The organism is Flagellimonas sp. (assembly GCF_965215805.1).
Taxonomy (GTDB): domain Bacteria; phylum Bacteroidota; class Bacteroidia; order Flavobacteriales; family Flavobacteriaceae; genus Flagellimonas.
Map to the genome: position 1 here is coordinate 3,813,070 of NZ_OZ244124.1, position 20,746 is coordinate 3,833,815.

Genomic DNA, 20,746 nt, shown 5'->3' on the forward strand with positions numbered 1-20,746 from the left:
GGGATGCGATTACACCGAAACTTGGTCTTTGCCGTAATTGATGCGTTGAACATAATCTTCAACGAAAATGAATATGCCGATAAGGTTATTGAGAAAGTACTGCGGTATGATAAGCGATGGGGTTCACGAGATCGCGGCTTTATTGCCGAAACCACTTACGACATTGTGCGTTGGAAACGCCTTTATACTGAAATATCGGAAGTGCACGAACCCTACTCTAGGGAACATTTGTTTCGTTTGTTTGCCGTATGGTGCGTTTTGAGAGGCATCCGAATCCCGGATTGGAAGCAGTTGGAAGGTACTCCCGAGCGTCGAATCAAGGGTAGGTTTGATGAACTGTCCAAAATCAGAAAAATAAAAGAATCCGTACCAGATTGGATGGATGAGCTTGGTGAAAAGTCATTGGGAAATGAACTTTGGACAAAGGAAATCGCTGCGTTGAACAAGCAAGCCGAGGTCATTCTTCGAACCAACACCTTGAAAATAAAAAAGGAGCAGCTTCAAATTGCGTTGGAACAGCATGAAATTGAAACTGAACCTATCAAGGGCTATCCCGATGCCCTAAAACTCAAGGAAAGGAAAAATGTTTTCACCACGGAATCCTTTAAGGATGGCTTGTTTGAAGTGCAGGATGCCTCTTCCCAACTGGTAGCACCTTTTTTGGAGGTGAAACCAGGACAACGTGTGGTGGATGCCTGTGCGGGTGCAGGAGGAAAGACCTTGCATTTGGCTGCTCAAATGCAGAACAAAGGACAGTTAATAGCGCTGGACATCTATGAAAGCAAACTCAAAAAACTGAAGATTCGAGCGCGCCGCAATGGGGTCCATAATGTGGAAACAAGGGTTATTGATTCAACCAAGGTCATCAAAAAACTACGCAATAGTGCAGACCGACTTTTACTGGATGCTCCTTGCTCTGGATTGGGCGTAATCCGTCGTAATCCAGACTCCAAATGGAAGTTGGAACCTGAATTTATTGACCGCATTATGGGCGTGCAACAGGATATTCTTCAGAACTACAGCAAAATGCTCAAAAAAGGTGGTCAAATGGTATATGCCACCTGTTCTATTCTCCCACAAGAAAACACAGAGCAAGTGCAAAAGTTCTTGGATTCCGAATCTGGGCAAGAGTTTACCCTGGTCAAAGAGCAAAATATCTATGCATCAGAACATGGATATGATGGTTTCTATATGGCGTTGCTCAAGAAACAGTAAACAATGTTCAATTAACAATCAAACAATCCATTCGATTTTCAAATTCCAAACTTGAAATCCCAAATTCCCAGCTCGAAGCAATCCAACAATCCAACAATCCAACAATCCAACAATCTAATTTATTTGATTTATGTAACTTTGAAACATGGCCAAACGTGTTTCCATTGAGGAGTTTTATAGTTCCAGTCAAAATAGCATTCCAGAGGATCTCAAAACTGGGATAGGTCACTTCAATGTATTTAAGTTGGACGAATTTGCAGGGCCCAAACCCAAACCCATGCCCTTTAACCGTAGGGATTACTTCAAAATAAGCTTGGTCTCCGGCAGAAGTAAGGTGCACTACGCTGATAAGGTTGTGCCGGTTGATGAACATGTGCTGGTATTCTCCAACCCGCAAATACCGTACAATTGGGAACAAATAGATGAGCAGCTAACAGGGTATTTTTGCGTATTCACCGCAACCTTTTTTCATCAATTTGGCACACTTTTAAACTACCCTGTTTTTCAGCCTGGAGGGATTCCCGTGGTGCAGTTGACCCATCGGGATATTGATAGGTTTACGCCCTTATTTCAGCGCATGTTCAAAGAGCTGAATTCAGATTACGCCTTCAAGTATGATATCTTGAGAAACCTAGTTTTTGAACTCATTCACGAGGCTATGAAACTGCAGCCCGCCCATACCATTGCCAATATCCATTCCAACGCCTCGGAAAGAATTACCTCCCTGTTTACCGAATTATTGGAAAGACAGTTCCCTATAGAAAGTACGGGGCAGCGCATGAATCTTCGTTCCCCGTCTGATTTTGCCAATCAGCTCAGTATCCATACAAACCACTTAAACCGGGCATTACAGGAAGTTGAGCAGAAAAGCACCTCCCACTTAATTGCGGAACGGGTTATCAAAGAAGCCAAAATACTCGTAAGACACAGTAATTGGAACATAGCCGAGATTGCATTCGCGCTCGGATTTGAAGAAACGGCCCATTTTTCCAACTTCTTCAAAAAACACACCGACCTCTCTCCCTTAAAGTCTCGAAAAATAGAAATTGTTTGATTTTTGCAATTATTGGATTGACCATCACAAGATAATCAAGTCAACCCTGTTGAACTTTGCAGTATTCATAACTAAAAACATAAAACATGAGTACAAAAATTGCATTGATCACAGGCGGAAGTCGAGGGTTGGGTAGGGACATGGCCATCGAACTTGCCAAAAAAGGCTTGGATGTAGTCATCACCTACCATTCAAACAAAACAGCTGCCGAAACCACCATTGGGGAGATAGAGGCGATTGGTAGACAAGGGGTTGCCTTGCAGTTGGACACCACAAAAGTTTCATTTCAATCTTTTAAAACCCTACTGGAACGAACACTAAAAAAGGAATTTGATTCGGATACCATCGATTTTCTGATCAACAATGCCGGGTTCGGGTATAACGCATACGTTGCCGAAACCACTGAGGAAAATTTCGATCAGTTGTTTAATGTCCACTTTAAAGGGGTGTATTTTTTAACCCAGACACTTTTGCCCATATTAAATGATGGGGGTGGAATTGTAAATATATCAAGCGGGCTTGCTCGTTTTTCTTTTCCTGGATATTCGGCCTACGCGGCAATGAAAGGAGCCGTGGAAGTCTTTACCAGATATCTGGCCAAAGAGTTGGGACCTCGTAAAATTAAAGCAAATACCGTGGCTCCTGGAGCAATCAACACCGATTTCAACAAGGAGCGCTTCGAGGAAATGCCACAGGTAATGGACCACATTGCCAACTTAACCGCCCTTGGCAGAGTTGGTGAAAGTCATGACATTGGTGGTTTGGTCGCTTTTTTATGTACAGATGAGGCCAAATGGATCAATGGTCAGCGGATTGAGGCATCTGGAGGAATGTTTGTTTAGGCTTCGAAATTCTTCCAAGCAGCTATTAACAACTCAGGTTGAAAACTGTTTTGCTCCTGGACATGGAATCACATAGAAAAGCGTAAATTTGCACTTTCTTAATCTGTTCAACAATTAGGCTGATATGATTCATTTCTTTGGGGACATGGCAACAAAGGTTTTTGCCGTCCAGACTGCTCAAGAAATCGCACCAAAAGACATTCAGAAACTTACGTGGTTGTTCGCCTGTCCCGAACTTGTTTCGGGAGCAACAAAAAAACCTCTGGCGTCTCTTGACGCCTTTTTTATTGGACCTCGGGCCGCAATGATCACCCCCTGGAGTACCAATGCCACGGAGATAACCCAGAATATGGGCATTGAGGGCATCCAAAGGATTGAAGAGTTTTATGCAACGGAAGAGGGACATCAGGACTATGACCCCATGCTTTTTCAAAAGTACCAGGGACTAAACCAGGATATTTTTACCATTGATATTGTTCCCGAACCCATTTTGGAAATTGATGATATTGCCAGCTATAACCAGCAGGAAGGTCTGGCATTGAGTGATGATGAAGTCTCCTATTTGGAAGAGCTGGCAGAACGCATAGGGAGAAAGTTGACGGATTCGGAGGTATTTGGTTTCAGTCAGGTGAATTCTGAACATTGCCGACATAAAATTTTCAATGGAACATTTGTTATAGATGGGGAAGAAAAGCCATTGTCCTTGTTTAAAATGATCAAGAAGACTTCGGAGGAAAATCCGAATGAAATTGTTTCAGCCTACAAGGACAATGTGGCTTTTATTGATGGGCCAAAAGCGGTGCAATTTGCACCCAAAACAGCCGACAAGCCCGACTATTATGAAGAATCGGAGTTCGACTCAGTTCTATCCTTAAAAGCCGAAACCCACAACTTTCCAACCACGGTAGAGCCCTTTAACGGGGCAGCCACAGGTTCTGGAGGGGAAATCAGAGATCGTTTGGCAGGCGGAAAAGGCTCGCTTCCTTTGGCAGGAACTGCGGTGTACATGACCTCCTACTCCCGATTGGAAGAAAATCGCCCGTGGGAAAAGGGTATGGTGGAACGCGACTGGTTGTACCAGACTCCTATGGATATATTGATCAAAGCTTCCAACGGCGCCTCCGATTTTGGGAACAAATTTGGTCAACCCCTAATTGCCGGTTCAGTACTTACCTTCGAACATCAGGAAGAAGCTCGAAAATTAGGCTTTGACAAGGTCATTATGCTGGCGGGGGGAATTGGATACGGAAAAAAAGAGCAAGCCCTTAAAGATCAACCCCAAAAGGAAGACAGAATAGTCATTCTTGGTGGAGACAATTATCGCATAGGAATGGGAGGTGCCGCAGTATCCAGTGCAGATACCGGGGAATTTAGTTCGGCCATTGAACTGAATGCGGTACAACGTTCCAATCCCGAAATGCAAAAAAGGGCCTCCAACGCCATTCGAGGGATGGTGGAGAGTCATGATAACCCCATCGTTTCCATACATGACCATGGTGCCGGTGGACATCTTAACTGTTTGTCAGAATTGGTTGAGGAAACCGGAGGTACCATCAATACCGATAAACTTCCAGTGGGCGACCCTACCCTATCGGCCAAGGAACTTATTGGGAATGAGTCCCAGGAAAGAATGGGATTGGTTATTGGAAAAAAAGACTTGGATTTATTGAATCGGATTGCGGCTCGTGAGCGCTCCCCAATGTACGACGTGGGTGAGGTGACAGGAGATCATCGCTTCACATTTGTATCCGATAAATCTGGAGATAAACCAATGGATTTGGAGCTTTCCGACATGTTTGGAAGTTCTCCAAAAACCATAATGGAAGACAGTACCGTGCTTCGCGAATACGCCAAACTCAATTACTCCCTTGAACATTTTCACGATTATCTTGAACAGCTACTTCAGTTGGAAGCTGTGGCCTGTAAAGACTGGCTGACCAATAAAGTAGATCGCTGTGTTGGAGGTCGAGTGGCCAAACAACAATGTGCGGGCCCGCTGCAGTTACCCTTAAACAATTGCGGGGTGATGGCATTGGATTTCAAAAGTAAGGAAGGACTTGCCACCAGTATTGGACACTCGCCAATTTCTGGCTTGGTAGACCCTGTTGCCGGTAGCCGCAATAGTATCACAGAAGCTTTGACCAATATCATATGGGCACCTTTGAAGGATGGGCTTAAGTCGGTTTCCTTATCTGCCAATTGGATGTGGCCTTGCAAAAACGAAGGTGAGGATGCCCGTTTATACGAGGCTGTTAAAGCCGTTTCCGATTTCTCCATTGCACTGGGAATAAATGTCCCCACGGGGAAGGATTCCCTATCCATGAAGCAAAAGTATAAGGATGGAGATGTGCTTTCGCCCGGCACGGTAATCATTTCTGCGGCTGCAAATTGTAATGACATCAATAAAATAGTTGAACCTGTCTTGCAAAAAGATGGCGGGGATATTTACTACATCAACTTATCAAAGGATGGATACAAACTAGGAGGTTCCTCATTCGCCCAAATCCTGAATGAAATAGGTGACGAAGCTCCTTCCGTACAAGATTCGGCCTATGTGAAATTGGTGTTCAACACCCTCCAATCATTGATTAAAGACGATAAAATTCTTGCTGGTCATGATGTAGCTTCTGGCGGATTGATCACTACTCTTTTGGAAATGTGTTTTGCTGATTTGGCTCTTGGAGCACAACTGGATCTCACCGAAGTTGGTGAGGAAGATACCATCAACTTGCTTTTCGCCGAAAATGCTGGAATTGTTTTCCAAGTTAAGGATAATTCAGCGGAAGAAGTGCTTAGAAATGCTGGGATTGAGGCAATCAAAATTGGTTCGGTTTCATCAAAAGAAGAACTGACCATCAAAAACCATGGCATAGAAATAGGCCTGAACATTCCATCGTTAAGGGACACTTGGTTCAACACTTCATACCTACTTGACGCTAAACAGACTGCCAGCAATCTGGCCAAAGACCGCTATGACAACTACAAAAATCAGTCTTTGATCTATAATTTCCCTGAAAATTTTGATGGCAGGTTGTCACCTCGAGCGCAGTCGAGAGGTAAGAAGCCCAAAGCCGCCATCCTCCGCGAAAAAGGAAGCAACTCCGAACGCGAAATGGCCAACGCCCTATTCTTGGCTGGATTTGATGTTAAGGATGTGCACATGACCGATTTGATATCTGGTAGGGAAACCTTGGAAGACATTCAGTTTTTGGGTGCCGTAGGTGGTTTTTCCAATTCTGACGTGCTCGGTAGTGCCAAGGGATGGGCAGGTGCCATCAAATACAATGAGAAGGCCAATAAGGTCATCAACGACTTCTTTGCCAGACCGGACACCCTATCCATAGGAATCTGCAATGGTTGTCAATTGTTCATGGAGTTGGATTTGATCAATCCCGAACACGAAACACATGGGCGATTGACCTACAATGATTCCGGTAAGCACGAAAGTAATTTTACTTCGGTCAAAATTCAAGAGAACAATTCGGTGATGTTGGGCTCCATGGCGGGATCTACATTAGGGGTATGGATTTCCCATGGCGAAGGAAAGTTCAGCCTCCCGCATTCCGAAGACCAATACGATATTGTGGCCAAATACGGTTATGAAGGCTATCCGGCCAACCCCAACGGGAGTGATTTCAATACCGCAATGTTATGTGACAAAACAGGTAGACACTTGGTAACTATGCCCCATATTGAGCGTTCCACTTTTCCATGGAACTGGGCACATTATCCGAAGGATAGGAATGATGAGGTCTCGCCCTGGCTACAAGCGTTTATCAATGCTAGGGAATGGGTGGAGGAAAATAGCTAGCTCTGGATTAAGTTAGATTATTGGATTGTTAAACGGGTAGCTGTTCAGCACAGCGGTTCTATGTTTATCCTAATTCATAAACTTCACAAGATTCGCGTAAATTCGTGACATTCGTGTCAAACCCTTGAACCACTTACATAGCAAAAACGTAATTAGTGAAATTCGTGTCAAACAGTTAAAAACAACATAATTGTGCCAAACAATATCCGCCAAGCTACTCTTAAGGACATCCCTGCAATAGTTGAAATGCTGGCGAATGATAAATTGGGCAAACTACGGGAGAATTTTCGGAAACCCCTTCCTGAAAAGTACCTAGAGGCTTTCAAGAACATCAATCAAGATCCAAATCAGGAATTGATAGTAACCGAGGACAATTCTGGCAACGTCATTGGCACCATGCAGCTAAGTTTTATTCAATATTTGACTTATCAAGGTGGGATTCGAGCCCAAATAGAGGCTGTTCGGGTGCACCATGAATATCGCGGTAAGGGAATCGGTAAAAAATTGTTCCAATGGGCCATTGAGCGGGCCAAAGAAAGAGGAGCACATGTAGTGCAGCTCACTACAGACAAAAAACGCCCGGATGCCTTGGAATTCTATAGGACCTTGGGGTTTACCGATTCGCACGAAGGCATGAAACTACACCTTAATCCTACCCAATGAAGGAATTTAGGGGTATTCTAGCCAACTTGGAGAAGCACATTCAGCTGACACCTGAAGAGCGTAAAACATTTGTATCCCATCTTCATCATGTGCAGCTTCAAAAACAGGAGACCTTATTGGAACAAGCAGCTTTTTGTGACGCCATTTACTTTGTTAGCAAAGGTATGTTGCGGGCCTACTCATTAGCCGAGGACGGGAAGGAACATACGGTCATGTTTGCCACCGCGGATTGGTGGATCACGGATATGTTTGCATTTGTTAAAGAGCAAAAGAGCGCGGTTAACATTGAGGCACTTGTCCCTTCATCCGTCTTCCGACTGTCCAAATTGGATTATGAGAAACTTCTTGTTCAGATTCCAAAGTTGGAACGCTTCTTTAGAATCCTAATGCAAAATGCGTACATACGGGAACAGCGAAGAAGTATGGAAAACCTTTCTCTCCCAGCCAAGGAAAAGTATGAAATTTTCAAGACCAGGTATCCTGAAATTTCAAATAAACTCAACCAAAAACAGATTGCATCCTATTTGGGTATTACCCCGGAATTCTTAAGCATGATTCGCAACAACCCTTAGCCATCCCATTTCTTAAACTACTTTATTTGCCATCATAACATTTCGAGCTTACTTTATCAATATCTAAAATGCCTTATTATGATGATATTGATAGCCGGCCCCTATAGAAGTGGCACCAACAACGACCCAATCCTAATGAAAAAAAACTTGGAACGTTTGGAAGCAATGGCCTTGCCGCTGTTCCGAATGGGACACATGCCCATTATTGGAGAATGGTTGGCCTTGCCCCTTCTTAAATTGGCTGGAGCAAAAGAACCGGGAGATAAAATATGGCAGGAAATTCAGTATCCAGCAGCGCATCGTATGCTACTTAAATGTGATGCCATCCTCCGAATCCCAGGGGAATCCAAGGGTGCTGATCAGGACGTTGAGGTGGCCAAAAAAAATGGACTTAAGGTGTATTATTCTCTGGAAGAGATTCCATCGACCTAACCGAAACCTCATTGTCAAATTTTAAATTTTTCCCTCCTTATAGTAAGAATACCATTTCTTAATCTGGGTCCTATTTCCTATTTTGCAATTACTTTACAGAAACTTACTATGCAAACAGTTACCAGATTATTTGATTTTCCATATTACCAATTGGAAAAATTCCCCCTTGAAAATTCGCTGGTTACCAAATACAACGGAACGTGGGTGCCCACCTCCACCCAGGCCTATATAGATCAGGCCAACGCCGTTAGCCGAGCTTTATTGAGATTGGGGGTGCAACCAAACGACAAAATTGCCGTGATTTCCATGACCAACAGAACGGAATGGAATATTATGGATATTGGGGTATTGCAAATCGGTGCACAGAATGTGCCTATTTACCCTACCATCTCAGCGGCAGATTATGAATATGTACTGAACCACTCCGAGGCAAAATACTGTTTTGTTTCCTGCGGCGAGGTTTTGGAAAAGGTGCTCGAGGTGTCTTCCAAAATCAAGAATTTAAAGGATGTGTACTCCTTTGGCGAATTGGGCAATTGCAAAAACTGGAAAGAAGTTTTGGATTTGGGAGCGGACACATCCAATCAGGACGAAGTGGAAAAGTTGAAAGCGCAGGTAACACCCAATGACCTGGCCACCTTGATTTATACATCAGGTACCACGGGAAGGCCCAAAGGTGTAATGCTATCCCATGATAATCTGGTAAGCAACGCCATTGAAAGTTCAAAGCGTTTCCCCATTGTGGACGGCGAAACCCGTTCTCTGAGTTTTTTGCCCCTCTGCCATGTTTATGAGCGAATGCTTATCTATCTGTACCAATATAGAGGTGTAGCCATACATTATGCGGAGTCCTTGGAAACCATAAGTGACAACCTCAAGGAAACGGAACCACATGTAATGACGGCCGTACCTCGTTTGTTGGAAAAGGTATATGACAAGATCATAGCCAAAGGAGCGGCACTTACTGGTATTAAAAGGAAACTTTTCTTTTGGGCAGTTGAAGTGGGTCTCAAGTACGAACCCTACGGACAAAACGGTTGGTGGTACGAAAAGAAATTGGCATTGGCGCGTAAACTTATTTTTAGCAAGTGGAAGGAAGGGCTTGGCGGTAACCTAAAATTGATAGCCTCAGGTAGTGCAGCCTTGCAACCCCGTCTGGCACGAATTTTCAACGCTGCCGAAATGGGGGTCATGGAAGGATATGGTTTAACTGAGACTTCTCCCGTGGTTTCCGTAAACGATATGCGGGAAAGCGGTTTTAAAATTGGAACCGTTGGTAGACCTATTGCAAGAACAGAAGTAAAAATTGCAGATGATGGCGAAATCTGCATCAAGGGACCACAGGTGATGCAAGGCTATTACAAAGACCCTGAAAAAACCGCCGAAGTTTTAAAGGATGGTTACTTTCATACCGGAGATATTGGAGAGGTGGATGCCGATGGCTTTTTACGAATTACAGACCGTAAGAAAGAAATGTTCAAGACCTCTGGTGGAAAGTATGTAGCTCCACAATTATTGGAAAACCGCTTTAAGCAATCCCGATTTATAGAACAGATTATGGTTGTGGGTGAAGGCGAGAAAATGCCGGCTGCCCTCATCCAACCCAATTTTGAATTCTTGCACGAATGGGCCAAACGCCATGAGATTACTGTGGGCGCCAACTCGGATATTACAATAAATGACAAAGTCATATCCCGTTTCCAGGAAGAAATAGATTTGGCCAATGAGGACTTTGCCAAATGGGAAAAAGTAAAACAGTTTAGGCTCACCCCGGATGTTTGGAGCGTGGATGACGGGCACCTGACCCCGACCATGAAACTCCGCCGGAAAATTGTCAAGGAAAAATATCTAGACCTGTACAATAGTATTTATGGATACTAATTAAGGTTCAATACCAACCAAAATAATTGGCCCGATATAAGTCGGGCTTTTTTAATTTCAATTTCCGATATTTATTATGCATGCATAATAAATTTTTGTATATTTGGTCACACCAATCCTGTTCCATGAAAGATTTGACCATTGATTATGCTTTAAGGGCCACTTGGCAAGCAGTTAGCAAGATGTACAATGAGGAAGCCAAGAACTATGGGCTTACCATGGCCATAGGTTTTACCCTGCTGAGCATAGACCCCAAAAAAGGTACCCCAAGTACCGCTTTGGGACCCAAAATGGGCATGGAGGCCACTAGCCTATCCAGAATTTTGAAGAATATAGAGGAACGGGGTTACATTCAACGGAAACCCAATCCCAAGGACGGGCGGGGTGTTTTGATTCACCTTACGGCTTTGGGGCTGGACAAACGAAAAGATTCCAAGGATGTGGTGCTTCGGTTCAACGAGGTGGTCAAACAACATGTTTCCGAGGAGGATTTGGCCAGCTTTTTTAAGACCGCGGCAGTGATCAACAAGCTTATCGTAGATAAAAAAATATATATAAAGTCAACAAATTAATTCCAACGCTTACATGAAAAGGCATATCAATAAAGTTGCCGTAATCGGTTCCGGCATCATGGGCAGTGGCATAGCCTGTCACTTTGCCAATATCGGGGTCGAAGTACTATTATTGGATATTGTTCCCCGAGAACTTAACGAGAAGGAAAAAGCCAAGGGTCTCAGCTTGGAAGATAAGGTGGTGCGCAATAGACTCGTGAACGATTCCTTGGCAGCTGCCCTAAAATCCAAACCCTCCCCCATTTATCATCAAAAATTTGCTAGTAGAATCGCCACTGGAAATTTGGAAGATGATATTGCCAAGGTTGCAGATGTGGATTGGATCATTGAAGTGGTGGTGGAACGCCTCGACATTAAAAAACGGGTGTTTGAAAATCTCGAAAAACACAGAACGCCAGGCACTTTAATCACTTCCAACACCTCGGGTATTCCCATCAAGTTTATGAGTGAGGGAAGAAGTGAGGATTTCCAAAAACATTTTTGTGGGACCCACTTTTTCAATCCGGCTAGATACCTTAAACTATTTGAGATCATTCCCGGACCAAAAACCTCTAAGGAAGTATTGAATTTCCTCAATGGATATGGAGAGCAATTCCTCGGGAAAACCTCCGTAGTAGCCAAGGACACCCCTGCTTTTATTGGGAATCGGATTGGGATTTTTAGCATTCAAAGTCTCTTCCATGCGGTTAAGGATTTGGGCATGACCGTGGAAGAAGTTGATAAACTTACAGGTCCTGTCATAGGTCGACCTAAATCCGCAACTTTCCGAACCGTGGATGTGGTTGGTTTGGACACCTTGGTACACGTGGCCAATGGTATCCATGAAAATTGCAAAGAGGACGAACGTCTCGAGTTGTTCCAGCTTCCAGATTTCATCAACACCATGGTGGACAACAAATGGTTGGGGAGCAAGACGGGACAGGGCTTCTATAAAAAAGTAAAGGACGATAAAGGGAAAAGTGAAATCCTGACATTGGATTTGGATACGATGGATTATCGGGCCAAGAAAAGTGCCAAGTTCGCTACCCTGGAGTTGACCAAGACCATTGATAAGGTAGTAGATCGTTTTTCGGTACTTACTTCGGGTAAAGATAAAGCCGGGGAATTTTACAGAAAGAGTTTTGGGGCCTTGTTTGCCTATGTTTCGCATCGAATTCCTGAAATATCGGAGGAGCTTTATAAAATAGACGATGCCATGAAGGCCGGATTTGGATGGGAACATGGACCTTTCCAGATTTGGGATGCGGTAGGATTGGAAAAAGGGCTTGAGTTTATCAAAGCAGAAGGTTTGGAAGCCGCAGCTTGGGTTTCTGCAATGAAAGAGGCTGGTACTTCCTCATTTTACTCTGTAAAGGATGGTGCTACCTATTTCTATAATATTCCTAAAAAATCAATGGCCAAAGTACCCGGTCAGGATGCCTTTATTATTCTGGATAACATCAGAAAATCCAATGAGGTATTTAAGAACAGTGGGGTGGTCATCGAAGATTTGGGAGATGGCATTTTGAATATCGAATTCCAATCCAAGATGAATACTATTGGTGGGGATGTTTTGGCTGGGCTCAACAAAGCGGTTGATTTGGCAGAAAAGGATTTCCAAGGTCTGGTAGTAGGAAACCAAGCTGCCAATTTCTCGGTTGGAGCCAATATTGGAATGATTTTTATGATGGCCGTGGAGCAAGAGTATGATGAACTGAATATGGCCATCAAGTACTTCCAGGATACCATGATGCGGATGCGATATTCCTCAATTCCGACTATTTCTGCCCCTCATGGAATGTGTTTGGGTGGTGGATGCGAGCTTTCCTTGCACGCGGATAAAATTGTTGCCGCGGCGGAGACCTATATTGGATTGGTAGAGTTTGGTGTTGGGGTCATCCCAGGCGGAGGTGGTTCCAAGGAAATGGCTCTGCGTGCTTCGGATACTTTTCGTAAAAACGATGTGGAACTGAACGTGTTACAGGAGTATTTCCTCACTATAGGAATGGCCAAAGTATCCACTTCGGCTTATGAAGCCTACGATTTGGGAATCATGCAAAAAGGAAAAGATGTAGTGGTTGTCAATAAAGACCGACAAATAGCTACAGCCAAGGCTTATGCCAAGCTAATGGCAGAGGCTGGATATACACAACCTGTAAAACGCAAGGATGTTAAGGTACTTGGAAAACAGGCTTTGGGTATGTTCTTGGTTGGAACGGATTCCATGGAAGCAGGACACTATATCTCCGAACATGACAAGAAAATTGCAGATAAGTTGGCCTATGTAATGGCCGGTGGGGATTTGTCCGAGGCCAGTTACGTCACCGAACAATACCTTTTGGACTTGGAACGGGAAGCATTCCTATCGCTTTGTACCGAAAGAAAGACCTTGGAACGTATACAGCATATGTTGAAAACAGGGAAACCGCTTCGCAATTAATTGCGAATAGATATGAGAAGTTAGACTTGAGATACTAGACTATGCATAATTTTCAGGAATTGATAATTTGGAAAAAGGCGATGGACATTGTTGAGGATATTTATCGGCTTAGTTCAAAGTTCCCAAAGGAGGAAATTTATGGGCTGACGAGCCAAATTAGAAGGAGTGCAGTTTCAATTCCTTCAAACATTGCTGAAGGTGCAGGACGAAACACAGATGGAGAGTTTAAGAATTTCCTAGGGATTGCAAGTGGTTCATCCAATGAGTTGTTTTCTCAATTGGTTTTATCCCAAAGACTTGGTTTGATTCCAGAGGTAGAATTAAAGCCCATTTTAGATGGCTTAATTGAAGTGCAAAAAATTAATTATTCATTAATTAAAAAATTTACCCAGTGAGAGGTCTAAAATCTCACATCTAAATTCTAACATCTAGAATAAAATGAAAACAGCATACATAGTTAAAGCATACAGAACGGCAGTAGGAAAGGCTCCGAGGGGTTTGTTTAGGTTTAAAAGACCTGATGAACTGGCTGCGGAAACCATTGAACACATGATGAAAGAGCTGCCCAATCTGGATAAAAAACGAATAGATGACGTAATTGTAGGAAATGCTATGCCCGAAGCGGAGCAAGGTTTGAATATGGCCCGTTTGATTTCCTTGATGGGATTGAACATTGACGATGTGCCCGGGGTTACGGTCAACAGATATTGCGCATCCGGGTTGGAAACCATTGGGATTGCCACAGCCAAAATCCAGTCTGGAATGGCGGACTGCATCATTGCCGGAGGTTCTGAAAGCATGAGTTATATTCCCATGGGCGGATACAAACCTACTCCTGACTACACTACAGCAAAGGAAGGAAATGAAGATTATTATTGGGGTATGGGATTAACGGCCGAAGCGGTGGCCAATCAATTCAAAATATCTAGGGAAGATCAGGATGTATTTGCCTATAGTTCCCACATGAAAGCGCTTAAGGCCCAGGAAGAAAATCGTTTTCAGGATCAAATTGTTCCTATAGAGGTTGAACACACCTTTGTCAATGAAGCGGGAAAAAAGGAAACCAAGTCCTACACGGTAAGTAAGGATGAAGGGCCGCGGAAAGGAACCAACATTCCCACCCTGAACAAGTTACGCCCTGTTTTTGCGGCTGGCGGCAGTGTTACCGCAGGGAATTCCTCCCAAATGAGTGATGGAGCGGCTTTTGTGATGGTGATGAGTGAGGAAATGGTAAAGGAACTGAATCTGGAACCTATTGCCCGCTTGGTCAATTATGCCGCAGCGGGAGTGGAACCCAGAATTATGGGAATTGGTCCGGTCAAGGCCATTCCAAAAGCGCTAAAACAAGCTGGCTTAAAACAGGATGATGTAGAATTGATTGAGTTGAATGAGGCCTTTGCTTCCCAATCTCTTGCGGTTATGCGCGAGCTGGATTTAAATCAGGAAATCGTGAATGTAAATGGCGGAGCCATTGCTCTAGGACATCCTCTGGGTTGTACAGGGGCCAAGTTATCGGTTCAACTTTTTGATGAAATGCGAAAGCGCGAGATGAAAGGAAAATACGGTATGGTGACCATGTGTGTGGGTACTGGACAAGGCGCAGCAGGGATATATGAGTTCCTTAACTAAAATGATTCTGGATTTTGAAGTTTGAATGTTGAATGAGGTGAAGGAAGACAATGTTATCTTAAGAAAGACATTCGAGTTTTCACTTTCGATAATTGAATTGTTTAAGGATTTAAAACAAAACAAAGAATTCGTTCTTTCAAAACAACTGTTGAGAAGTGGTACTAGTATTGGAGCAAATGTGAATGAGGCCACTGCTGCGGAATCAAAAAGGGATTTTATCCATAAAATGGCATTTGCTTCCAAAGAGGCGAGGGAAACCCAATATTTGGTTAAAACTTTTGAATCGTTCCAAACTTGGGCAAGTAAATTGTAGTGAACAGTTAAAAGGTATTGATGAAATAATAAAGATTCTCACTAAAATTGTGAAGACCTCGCAGGAGAATCTGAGAAGCATTGAAAATTAAAAATCGAGCATTAAAAAATAGCTATAATGGAAACTATAAATAAAGACATTCTACGAGGTGGTCAATTCTTGGTCAAGGAAACCAAATGCGAAGACGTATTTACCCTTGAGGACCTCAACGAAGAGCAAAAAATGATGCGGGAAAGCACCAAAGAGTTCGTAGATCGTGAACTCTGGGGCCACTGGGAACGTTTTGAGCAGAAAGACTATGCCTATACCGAAGAAACCATGCGTAATGCTGGTGAATTGGGCTTGTTGAGCATCGCTGTTCCAGAAGCTTACGGCGGTATGGGAATGGGATTTGTCTCCACCATGTTGGTGTGTGATTATATTTCTGGAGCAACGGGTTCCTTTAGCACAGCATTTGGGGCGCATACAGGCATTGGTACCATGCCCATAACCCTATATGGAACTGAGGAACAAAAGCAAAAATACGTCCCCAAATTGGCAACGGGTGAATGGTTTGGCGCATACTGTTTAACAGAACCTGGGGCGGGCTCGGATGCCAATTCTGGTAAGACCAAGGCCGTTTTGTCCGAAGATGGAAAGTTTTATAACATCACCGGACAAAAAATGTGGATTTCCAATGCTGGATTCTGCAACGTATTTATTGTTTTTGCCAGAATTGAGGATGATAAAAATATCACTGGATTCATTGTAGAAAACGATCCAGAAAATGGAATCACCCTTGGAGATGAGGAAAAAAAGCTTGGGATTCACTCCTCCTCTACCCGGCAGGTGTTTTTCAACGAAACCAAGGTTCCCGTTGAAAACATGCTTTCCGAAAGAGGAAATGGGTTCAAAATAGCCATGAATGCCTTAAATGTTGGCCGAATCAAGTTAGCTGCTGCCTGTTTGGAAGCACAACGTCGGGTGACCACAGAAGCAGTAAAATATGCCAACGAGCGTATTCAGTTTAAAACCCCGATTATGAACTTCGGTGCCATCAAGGCCAAGGTTGCTGACATGGCCACCAACGTTTATGCGGATGAATCAGCCTGTTATAGAGCGGCCAAAAACATCCAGGATAGAATCGCTTTGCGTGAAGCTGATGGTAATAGTCACCAAGAAGCAGAGCTCAAAGGTGTTGAGGAATATGCCATTGAGTGCTCCATCCTAAAAGTGGCGGTTTCAGAACACGTACAGCACACTACGGATGAAGGCATCCAAATATTTGGTGGAATGGGCTTTAGCGCAGATACTCCTATGGAATCTGCTTGGAGAGATGCAAGAATTTCCAGAATCTACGAAGGAACTAATGAAATCAACAGAATGTTGGCTGTGGGCATGTTGGTTAAAAAAGCCATGAAAGGTCATGTGGACTTATTGGGACCAGCCACCGCCGTTGGTGAAGAATTGATGGGCATCCCATCCTTTGATACTCCTGATTTCTCCGAACTTTTTTCTGAAGAAAAGGATTTGGTGACCCGCTTGAAAAAAGTGTTTCTTATGATTGCTGGAAGCGCAGTCCAAAAGTACGGGGCAGCGTTGGAAGAACACCAAATGTTGTTGATGTCGGCTGCGGATATTTTGATTCAGATTTATTTGGCAGAATCCACTATCTTACGCACGGAGAAAAACGCCAAAAGATTTGGAGAAGATTCCCAGGCTGCGCAAATTGCAATGAGCAAGTTATATTTGTACCGCGCTGTGGATATTATCAATCAAAAAGGAAAGGAAGCGATAGTTTCTTTTGCTGAAGGCGACGAACAACGTATGATGCTCATGGGACTCAAACGTTTTACGAAATATACAAATCAACCCAATGTCGTGGCACTCCGCACCCTGGTTGCGGACAAGGTTGCAGCGGATAATGGGTATACCTTTGACTAATTCAAATGATGCTGAAACAAAGCTCAATTTGGAACCGCCCCATCTGGGGCGGTTTTTTTATGGTTTATTTTGACACTTTTGGCAATCCGCATACCTTTATTCCATGGATGAAAAATTGCTGAATACCGTCTACAATTCTGAAAGTTTTAGAAATCAAGGACATACCCTTATTGACCTTTTGGCCAATCACCTGGAGAGGACTTTATCCGGGTCTTCCCAAAAGACCATAAGTTGGAAAAATCCTGAAGACGAGCTAGGGTTATGGAAGGATTTTTTGGAGCAAGGAAACCTTTCCGATTTCTTTCCCCAGATCCTGCAACGCACCACCCATACCCACAACCCTAAATATGTGGGGCATCAAGTAGCTGCACCAGCGCCCATGGGAGCGCTTACAGGAATGATTGGTTCTATATTGAACAATGGCATGGCGGTGTACGAGATGGGAATGGCCCCAACGGCCATGGAACGTATTGTGTGTGATTTATTGGGTGAACGAATCGGTTATGACAAAAACTCGCGTGGCATCCTGACATCTGGCGGTACCCTAGCCAATCTTACAGCCCTATTATCGGCAAGAAAGGCTATGGTGGACAGCGATGTTTGGAACAATGGACACACCCATAAATTGGGCATCATGGTTAGTGAGGAAGCCCATTACTGCGTGGACAGGGCAGCTAAAATCATGGGGCTGGGCGAAGCTGGCATAATCAAAGTTCCCGTAACGGATTCCTACAGCATTAATATTGAAAAATTAGAGCCTTATTACCACGAAGCAAAGAAAAAAGGTGTTGAGGTGTTTGCCATAGTAGGAAGTGCTCCCTCCACGGCAACTGGAATTTATGACGATTTGGAAGCCATTGGGCATTTTGCTGAAAAACACAACTTATGGTTTCATGTGGATGGTGCCCACGGCGGAGCCGCCATATTCTCCAAGAAATACAAACACCTGCTGTCCGGAATCCAACTTTCGGATTCTGTGGTTATTGACGGACATAAAATGATGATGATGCCCACCATTACCACCGCCTTGATTTTCAAGGAAGGAAAGCATTCACATACCACCTTTACACAAAAAGCAGATTACTTACTTACCCACACGGACGAAGAAGACTGGTACAACGGTGGTAAAAGAACTTTTGAATGCACCAAATCCATGATGAGTCTTCACTGGTACATCATGCTAAAAATGTACGGGGAAGAAGCTTTTGACCAAAATGTAACTACACTGTATGATCTAGCCATGGATTTTGAACAGTTGCTAAAGAAAGATGATCACTTTGAACTCGCTTTTGAACCCCAATCCAATATTCTTTGTTTCAGGTATGTGGATTCATCCTTAAGCTTGGAAGAGCTGAACACACTTAATCAATCCATAAGACAACTGCTTTTGGAAGATGGGGAATTCTATTTGGTACAAACCAAGTTACGCGGAATCCATTATCTAAGAACAACCTTGATGAACCCGTTCACCACAATGGAACACCTCTCCCAAATGTTGGAAAAGATTAAATCAGTAGCTGAAAAACTATTGGCTAAACAGCTCAGCTAATGGATTCCAAGATTTTCTCCTCACTCTTTTTTCTGGAGAAATTTATGGCGCATTCAATTAAGGCCAAATGGGAATAAGCTTGCGGGAAGTTCCCCAATAAACGTTTGGTCTTGAAATCAATATCCTCACTAAACAAACCGAGGTGGTTGCTGTAACTCAACAAGCGCTCAAAATGGGCCAAGGCCTTTTCCTCCTCCCCTATTTTGAACAAACTATTGATGAACCAAAAAGTACAAATGGTAAAGGATGACGACGGTAATCCAAAATCATCTTCATTTTTATAGCGATACAGTAAACCGTCATTGCTCAAATCCTCCTCAATGGCCCGTACGGTACTCACAAATTTTGGGTCTCTGGCATGAATGAATCCGTAAGACTCCATGAGCAGAACAGAGGCATCCAAATCACTGGAACCATAGGATTGTACAAAGGCATTTCTATCAGGGTTCCAAGCATGTTCGTGTATATCCTCCTTTATTTCTTGTTCAAGTGCGGTCCACTTTTCAATTTTTCTGGATTTTCCAAAAATTCGCGCCACCTTGATCGCCCTATCCAAGGCCACCCAACACAGTACTTTGGAGAAAGTAAAGTGCCTATCCTCTCCCCGGAATTCCCAGATTCCTTTATCCGGTTCGCGCCAGTGCTTGCTAACAATCCAAACAATTCCCTTGGTAATGCTCCAAAGCTCCTCCCCATTCTCCATGTCGTTGCTAAACTTGACCAACTGCTCATAGATCACATCCATTAGAATGCCATAAATGTCATTCTGCTTTTGCTTGTAAGCAGCATTTCCAATGCGCACAGGTTTGGAACCTTTGTATCCTTCCAAATGATCTAGGCTCTTCTCAGTAAGCGTTTTTTGCTTGTTGATTCCGTACATGATCTGGAGTTTTTCATCCTTGTCAGGCATTAAATCAATAATAAACTGTAAATATCTTTTGGCCGAGTTCTTGTGTCCCAATTCAGATACCACCTTGATCACCATGGAGGCATCCCTGATCCAACAAAACCTATAATCCCAATTCCTTACCTCCCCAATGGTTTCGGGCAAGGAGGTAGTGGCGGCGGCCAATACGGCTCCTGTTTTATCATAGGTCAACATTTTTAGCGTTATGGCACTACGCATAATTTCGTCATTGAACTGCTTGTAGGTCGGGGTCCTATCCACCCAGTCCAGCCAATAAATTTTGGTGCGTTCCAATTCCAAGGACATTTTCTCCGTGGTCGGTTTCAGGATTTTTTCATTGTAGCAAATGAGGAAATATCCATCTTCCTTCAGCACAATCTCGTCTCCGTCCATTACCCTGTTCTTGTTGAACGAGGTATATAGAAAAAGGGTGTCAAATTTTTGTTTGTTGGTCAGGCTCACAATGAAGTTTGCCTTTACATGGTTGGTGGTATTTCCTTGTGCATATTCCAATCTGGGATCGTAGTGCACACTAAACCTTGGAGTTCCGGAAACGTGTTTGATATACCTAACAATTTCTGGTGGAGCATTGTATTTACCTGTCAGTTTATGGTACCTCGGCATAAAATCATGAACCTCAAAGGTATTTTCCCCATCGGAATAGCGGGTGACCAATATTGCCGTGTTTCTATAGTACTCTTGATGTATTTCGTAATTGTATTTGGTCTTGATTTCAAAACTCCCGCCATTCTTGTTATCCAGGAGTTTGGCAAAGACTGAAGTGGAATCAAATTGGGGCAGGCAGCACCAATCAAGGGAGCCGGTATCGGAAATCAATGCGGCACTTCTACAGTTACCAATTATTCCGTAATTTAGGTTATCCATAGTCAGGATTTAAATTTCTGTTGGTTAAATAATGGTTTTTTTACCTTCTATTAAATCGAAAAAATAGGAATTTTATTAC

16 protein-coding genes are annotated in these 20,746 nt (G+C 43.4%); 15 read left to right on the forward strand and 1 reads right to left on the reverse strand.

The window, feature by feature from the left end:
* Nucleotides 1-3 precede the first annotated feature (3 nt).
* The 15 genes from ACOOE0_RS16965 to ACOOE0_RS17035 all read left to right on the forward strand — a co-directional run bounded on the left by ACOOE0_RS16965 (nt 4) and on the right by ACOOE0_RS17035 (nt 18,875).
* Nucleotides 4-1,215: an RsmB/NOP family class I SAM-dependent RNA methyltransferase gene (locus ACOOE0_RS16965; RefSeq protein WP_420400095.1), complete on the forward strand. Its 1,212-nt coding sequence runs from the start codon at nt 4-6 to the stop codon at nt 1,213-1,215.
* Nucleotides 1,216-1,360: 145 nt separating this feature from the next.
* Complete coding sequence (locus ACOOE0_RS16970; RefSeq protein WP_420400096.1) at nt 1,361-2,269, forward strand: helix-turn-helix domain-containing protein; 909 nt, start codon at nt 1,361-1,363, stop codon at nt 2,267-2,269.
* Nucleotides 2,270-2,355: 86 nt separating this feature from the next.
* Entirely contained in the window at nt 2,356-3,111 is a 756-nt protein-coding gene (locus ACOOE0_RS16975) for an SDR family NAD(P)-dependent oxidoreductase (protein ID WP_420400097.1), read from the forward strand.
* Nucleotides 3,112-3,235: 124 nt separating this feature from the next.
* Entirely contained in the window at nt 3,236-6,922 is a 3,687-nt protein-coding gene (gene purL, locus ACOOE0_RS16980; protein WP_420400098.1) for a phosphoribosylformylglycinamidine synthase, read from the forward strand.
* Between the two features lie 192 nt (nt 6,923-7,114).
* Nucleotides 7,115-7,585, forward strand: coding sequence for a GNAT family N-acetyltransferase (locus ACOOE0_RS16985; RefSeq protein ID WP_420400099.1), 471 nt, complete (start codon nt 7,115-7,117; stop codon nt 7,583-7,585).
* Nucleotides 7,582-8,157 (forward strand): Crp/Fnr family transcriptional regulator, encoded by a 576-nt coding sequence (locus ACOOE0_RS16990; protein ID WP_420400100.1) that lies wholly within the window; start codon nt 7,582-7,584, stop codon nt 8,155-8,157. Before ACOOE0_RS16985 ends, ACOOE0_RS16990 begins: the two co-directional genes overlap by 4 nt.
* A gap of 78 nt (nt 8,158-8,235) precedes the next feature.
* The gene (locus ACOOE0_RS16995; RefSeq protein ID WP_420400101.1) at nt 8,236-8,589 is read left to right on the forward strand and encodes a DUF4406 domain-containing protein; all 354 of its coding nucleotides are present in this window, start codon (nt 8,236-8,238) and stop codon (nt 8,587-8,589) included.
* A 108-nt stretch (nt 8,590-8,697) separates the two neighbouring features.
* A complete protein-coding gene (locus ACOOE0_RS17000; RefSeq protein ID WP_420400102.1) occupies nt 8,698-10,470 on the forward strand; it encodes an AMP-dependent synthetase/ligase in 1,773 nt (590 codons plus the stop codon).
* Between the two features lie 125 nt (nt 10,471-10,595).
* Entirely contained in the window at nt 10,596-11,042 is a 447-nt protein-coding gene (locus ACOOE0_RS17005) for a MarR family winged helix-turn-helix transcriptional regulator (protein WP_420400103.1), read from the forward strand.
* Nucleotides 11,043-11,055: 13 nt separating this feature from the next.
* Complete coding sequence (locus tag ACOOE0_RS17010) at nt 11,056-13,461, forward strand: 3-hydroxyacyl-CoA dehydrogenase/enoyl-CoA hydratase family protein (RefSeq protein WP_420400104.1); 2,406 nt, start codon at nt 11,056-11,058, stop codon at nt 13,459-13,461.
* A gap of 41 nt (nt 13,462-13,502) precedes the next feature.
* A complete protein-coding gene (locus tag ACOOE0_RS17015; RefSeq protein ID WP_420400105.1) occupies nt 13,503-13,856 on the forward strand; it encodes a four helix bundle protein in 354 nt (117 codons plus the stop codon).
* Between the two features lie 43 nt (nt 13,857-13,899).
* Nucleotides 13,900-15,090 (forward strand): acetyl-CoA C-acyltransferase, encoded by a 1,191-nt coding sequence (locus ACOOE0_RS17020; protein ID WP_420400106.1) that lies wholly within the window; start codon nt 13,900-13,902, stop codon nt 15,088-15,090.
* Nucleotides 15,091-15,115: 25 nt separating this feature from the next.
* On the forward strand, nt 15,116-15,403 hold the full coding sequence (locus tag ACOOE0_RS17025) for a four helix bundle protein (protein WP_420400107.1): 288 nt from the start codon (nt 15,116-15,118) through the stop codon (nt 15,401-15,403).
* A gap of 117 nt (nt 15,404-15,520) precedes the next feature.
* Nucleotides 15,521-17,326, forward strand: coding sequence for an acyl-CoA dehydrogenase family protein (locus ACOOE0_RS17030; protein ID WP_420400108.1), 1,806 nt, complete (start codon nt 15,521-15,523; stop codon nt 17,324-17,326).
* Nucleotides 17,327-17,429: 103 nt separating this feature from the next.
* Nucleotides 17,430-18,875 carry a pyridoxal phosphate-dependent decarboxylase family protein gene (locus tag ACOOE0_RS17035; RefSeq protein ID WP_420400109.1) on the forward strand — a complete coding sequence of 482 codons (1,446 nt, stop codon included), beginning with the start codon at nt 17,430-17,432 and terminating at the stop codon, nt 18,873-18,875.
* Here ACOOE0_RS17035 and ACOOE0_RS17040 read toward each other — a convergent pair.
* Nucleotides 18,868-20,667 (reverse strand): glycoside hydrolase family 15 protein, encoded by a 1,800-nt coding sequence (locus tag ACOOE0_RS17040; RefSeq protein WP_420400110.1) that lies wholly within the window; start codon nt 20,665-20,667, stop codon nt 18,868-18,870. The two genes, ACOOE0_RS17035 and ACOOE0_RS17040, sit on opposite strands and share 8 nt — an antisense overlap.
* Between the last annotated feature and the right edge of the window lie 79 nt (nt 20,668-20,746).

Excerpts from the sequence above, each read along its gene's own strand:
- ACOOE0_RS17015 (WP_420400105.1), top strand. The coding sequence starts at position 13,503 with ATGCATAATTTTCAGGAATTGATAATTTGGAAAAAGGCGATGGACATT.
- purL (WP_420400098.1), top strand. The coding sequence starts at position 3,236 with ATGATTCATTTCTTTGGGGACATGGCAACAAAGGTTTTTGCCGTCCAG.
- ACOOE0_RS16990 (WP_420400100.1), top strand. The coding sequence starts at position 7,582 with ATGAAGGAATTTAGGGGTATTCTAGCCAACTTGGAGAAGCACATTCAG.
- ACOOE0_RS16970 (WP_420400096.1), top strand. The coding sequence starts at position 1,361 with ATGGCCAAACGTGTTTCCATTGAGGAGTTTTATAGTTCCAGTCAAAAT.
- ACOOE0_RS17005 (WP_420400103.1), top strand. The coding sequence starts at position 10,596 with ATGAAAGATTTGACCATTGATTATGCTTTAAGGGCCACTTGGCAAGCA.
- ACOOE0_RS17020 (WP_420400106.1), top strand. The coding sequence starts at position 13,900 with ATGAAAACAGCATACATAGTTAAAGCATACAGAACGGCAGTAGGAAAG.
- ACOOE0_RS16995 (WP_420400101.1), top strand. The coding sequence starts at position 8,236 with ATGATGATATTGATAGCCGGCCCCTATAGAAGTGGCACCAACAACGAC.
- ACOOE0_RS17010 (WP_420400104.1), top strand. The coding sequence starts at position 11,056 with ATGAAAAGGCATATCAATAAAGTTGCCGTAATCGGTTCCGGCATCATG.
- ACOOE0_RS17000 (WP_420400102.1), top strand. The coding sequence starts at position 8,698 with ATGCAAACAGTTACCAGATTATTTGATTTTCCATATTACCAATTGGAA.
- ACOOE0_RS16975 (WP_420400097.1), top strand. The coding sequence starts at position 2,356 with ATGAGTACAAAAATTGCATTGATCACAGGCGGAAGTCGAGGGTTGGGT.
- ACOOE0_RS16965 (WP_420400095.1), top strand. The coding sequence starts at position 4 with ATGCGATTACACCGAAACTTGGTCTTTGCCGTAATTGATGCGTTGAAC.
- ACOOE0_RS17035 (WP_420400109.1), top strand. The coding sequence starts at position 17,430 with ATGGATGAAAAATTGCTGAATACCGTCTACAATTCTGAAAGTTTTAGA.
- ACOOE0_RS17025 (WP_420400107.1), top strand. The coding sequence starts at position 15,116 with ATGTTGAATGAGGTGAAGGAAGACAATGTTATCTTAAGAAAGACATTC.
- ACOOE0_RS17040 (WP_420400110.1), bottom strand. The coding sequence starts at position 20,667 with ATGGATAACCTAAATTACGGAATAATTGGTAACTGTAGAAGTGCCGCA.
- ACOOE0_RS17030 (WP_420400108.1), top strand. The coding sequence starts at position 15,521 with ATGGAAACTATAAATAAAGACATTCTACGAGGTGGTCAATTCTTGGTC.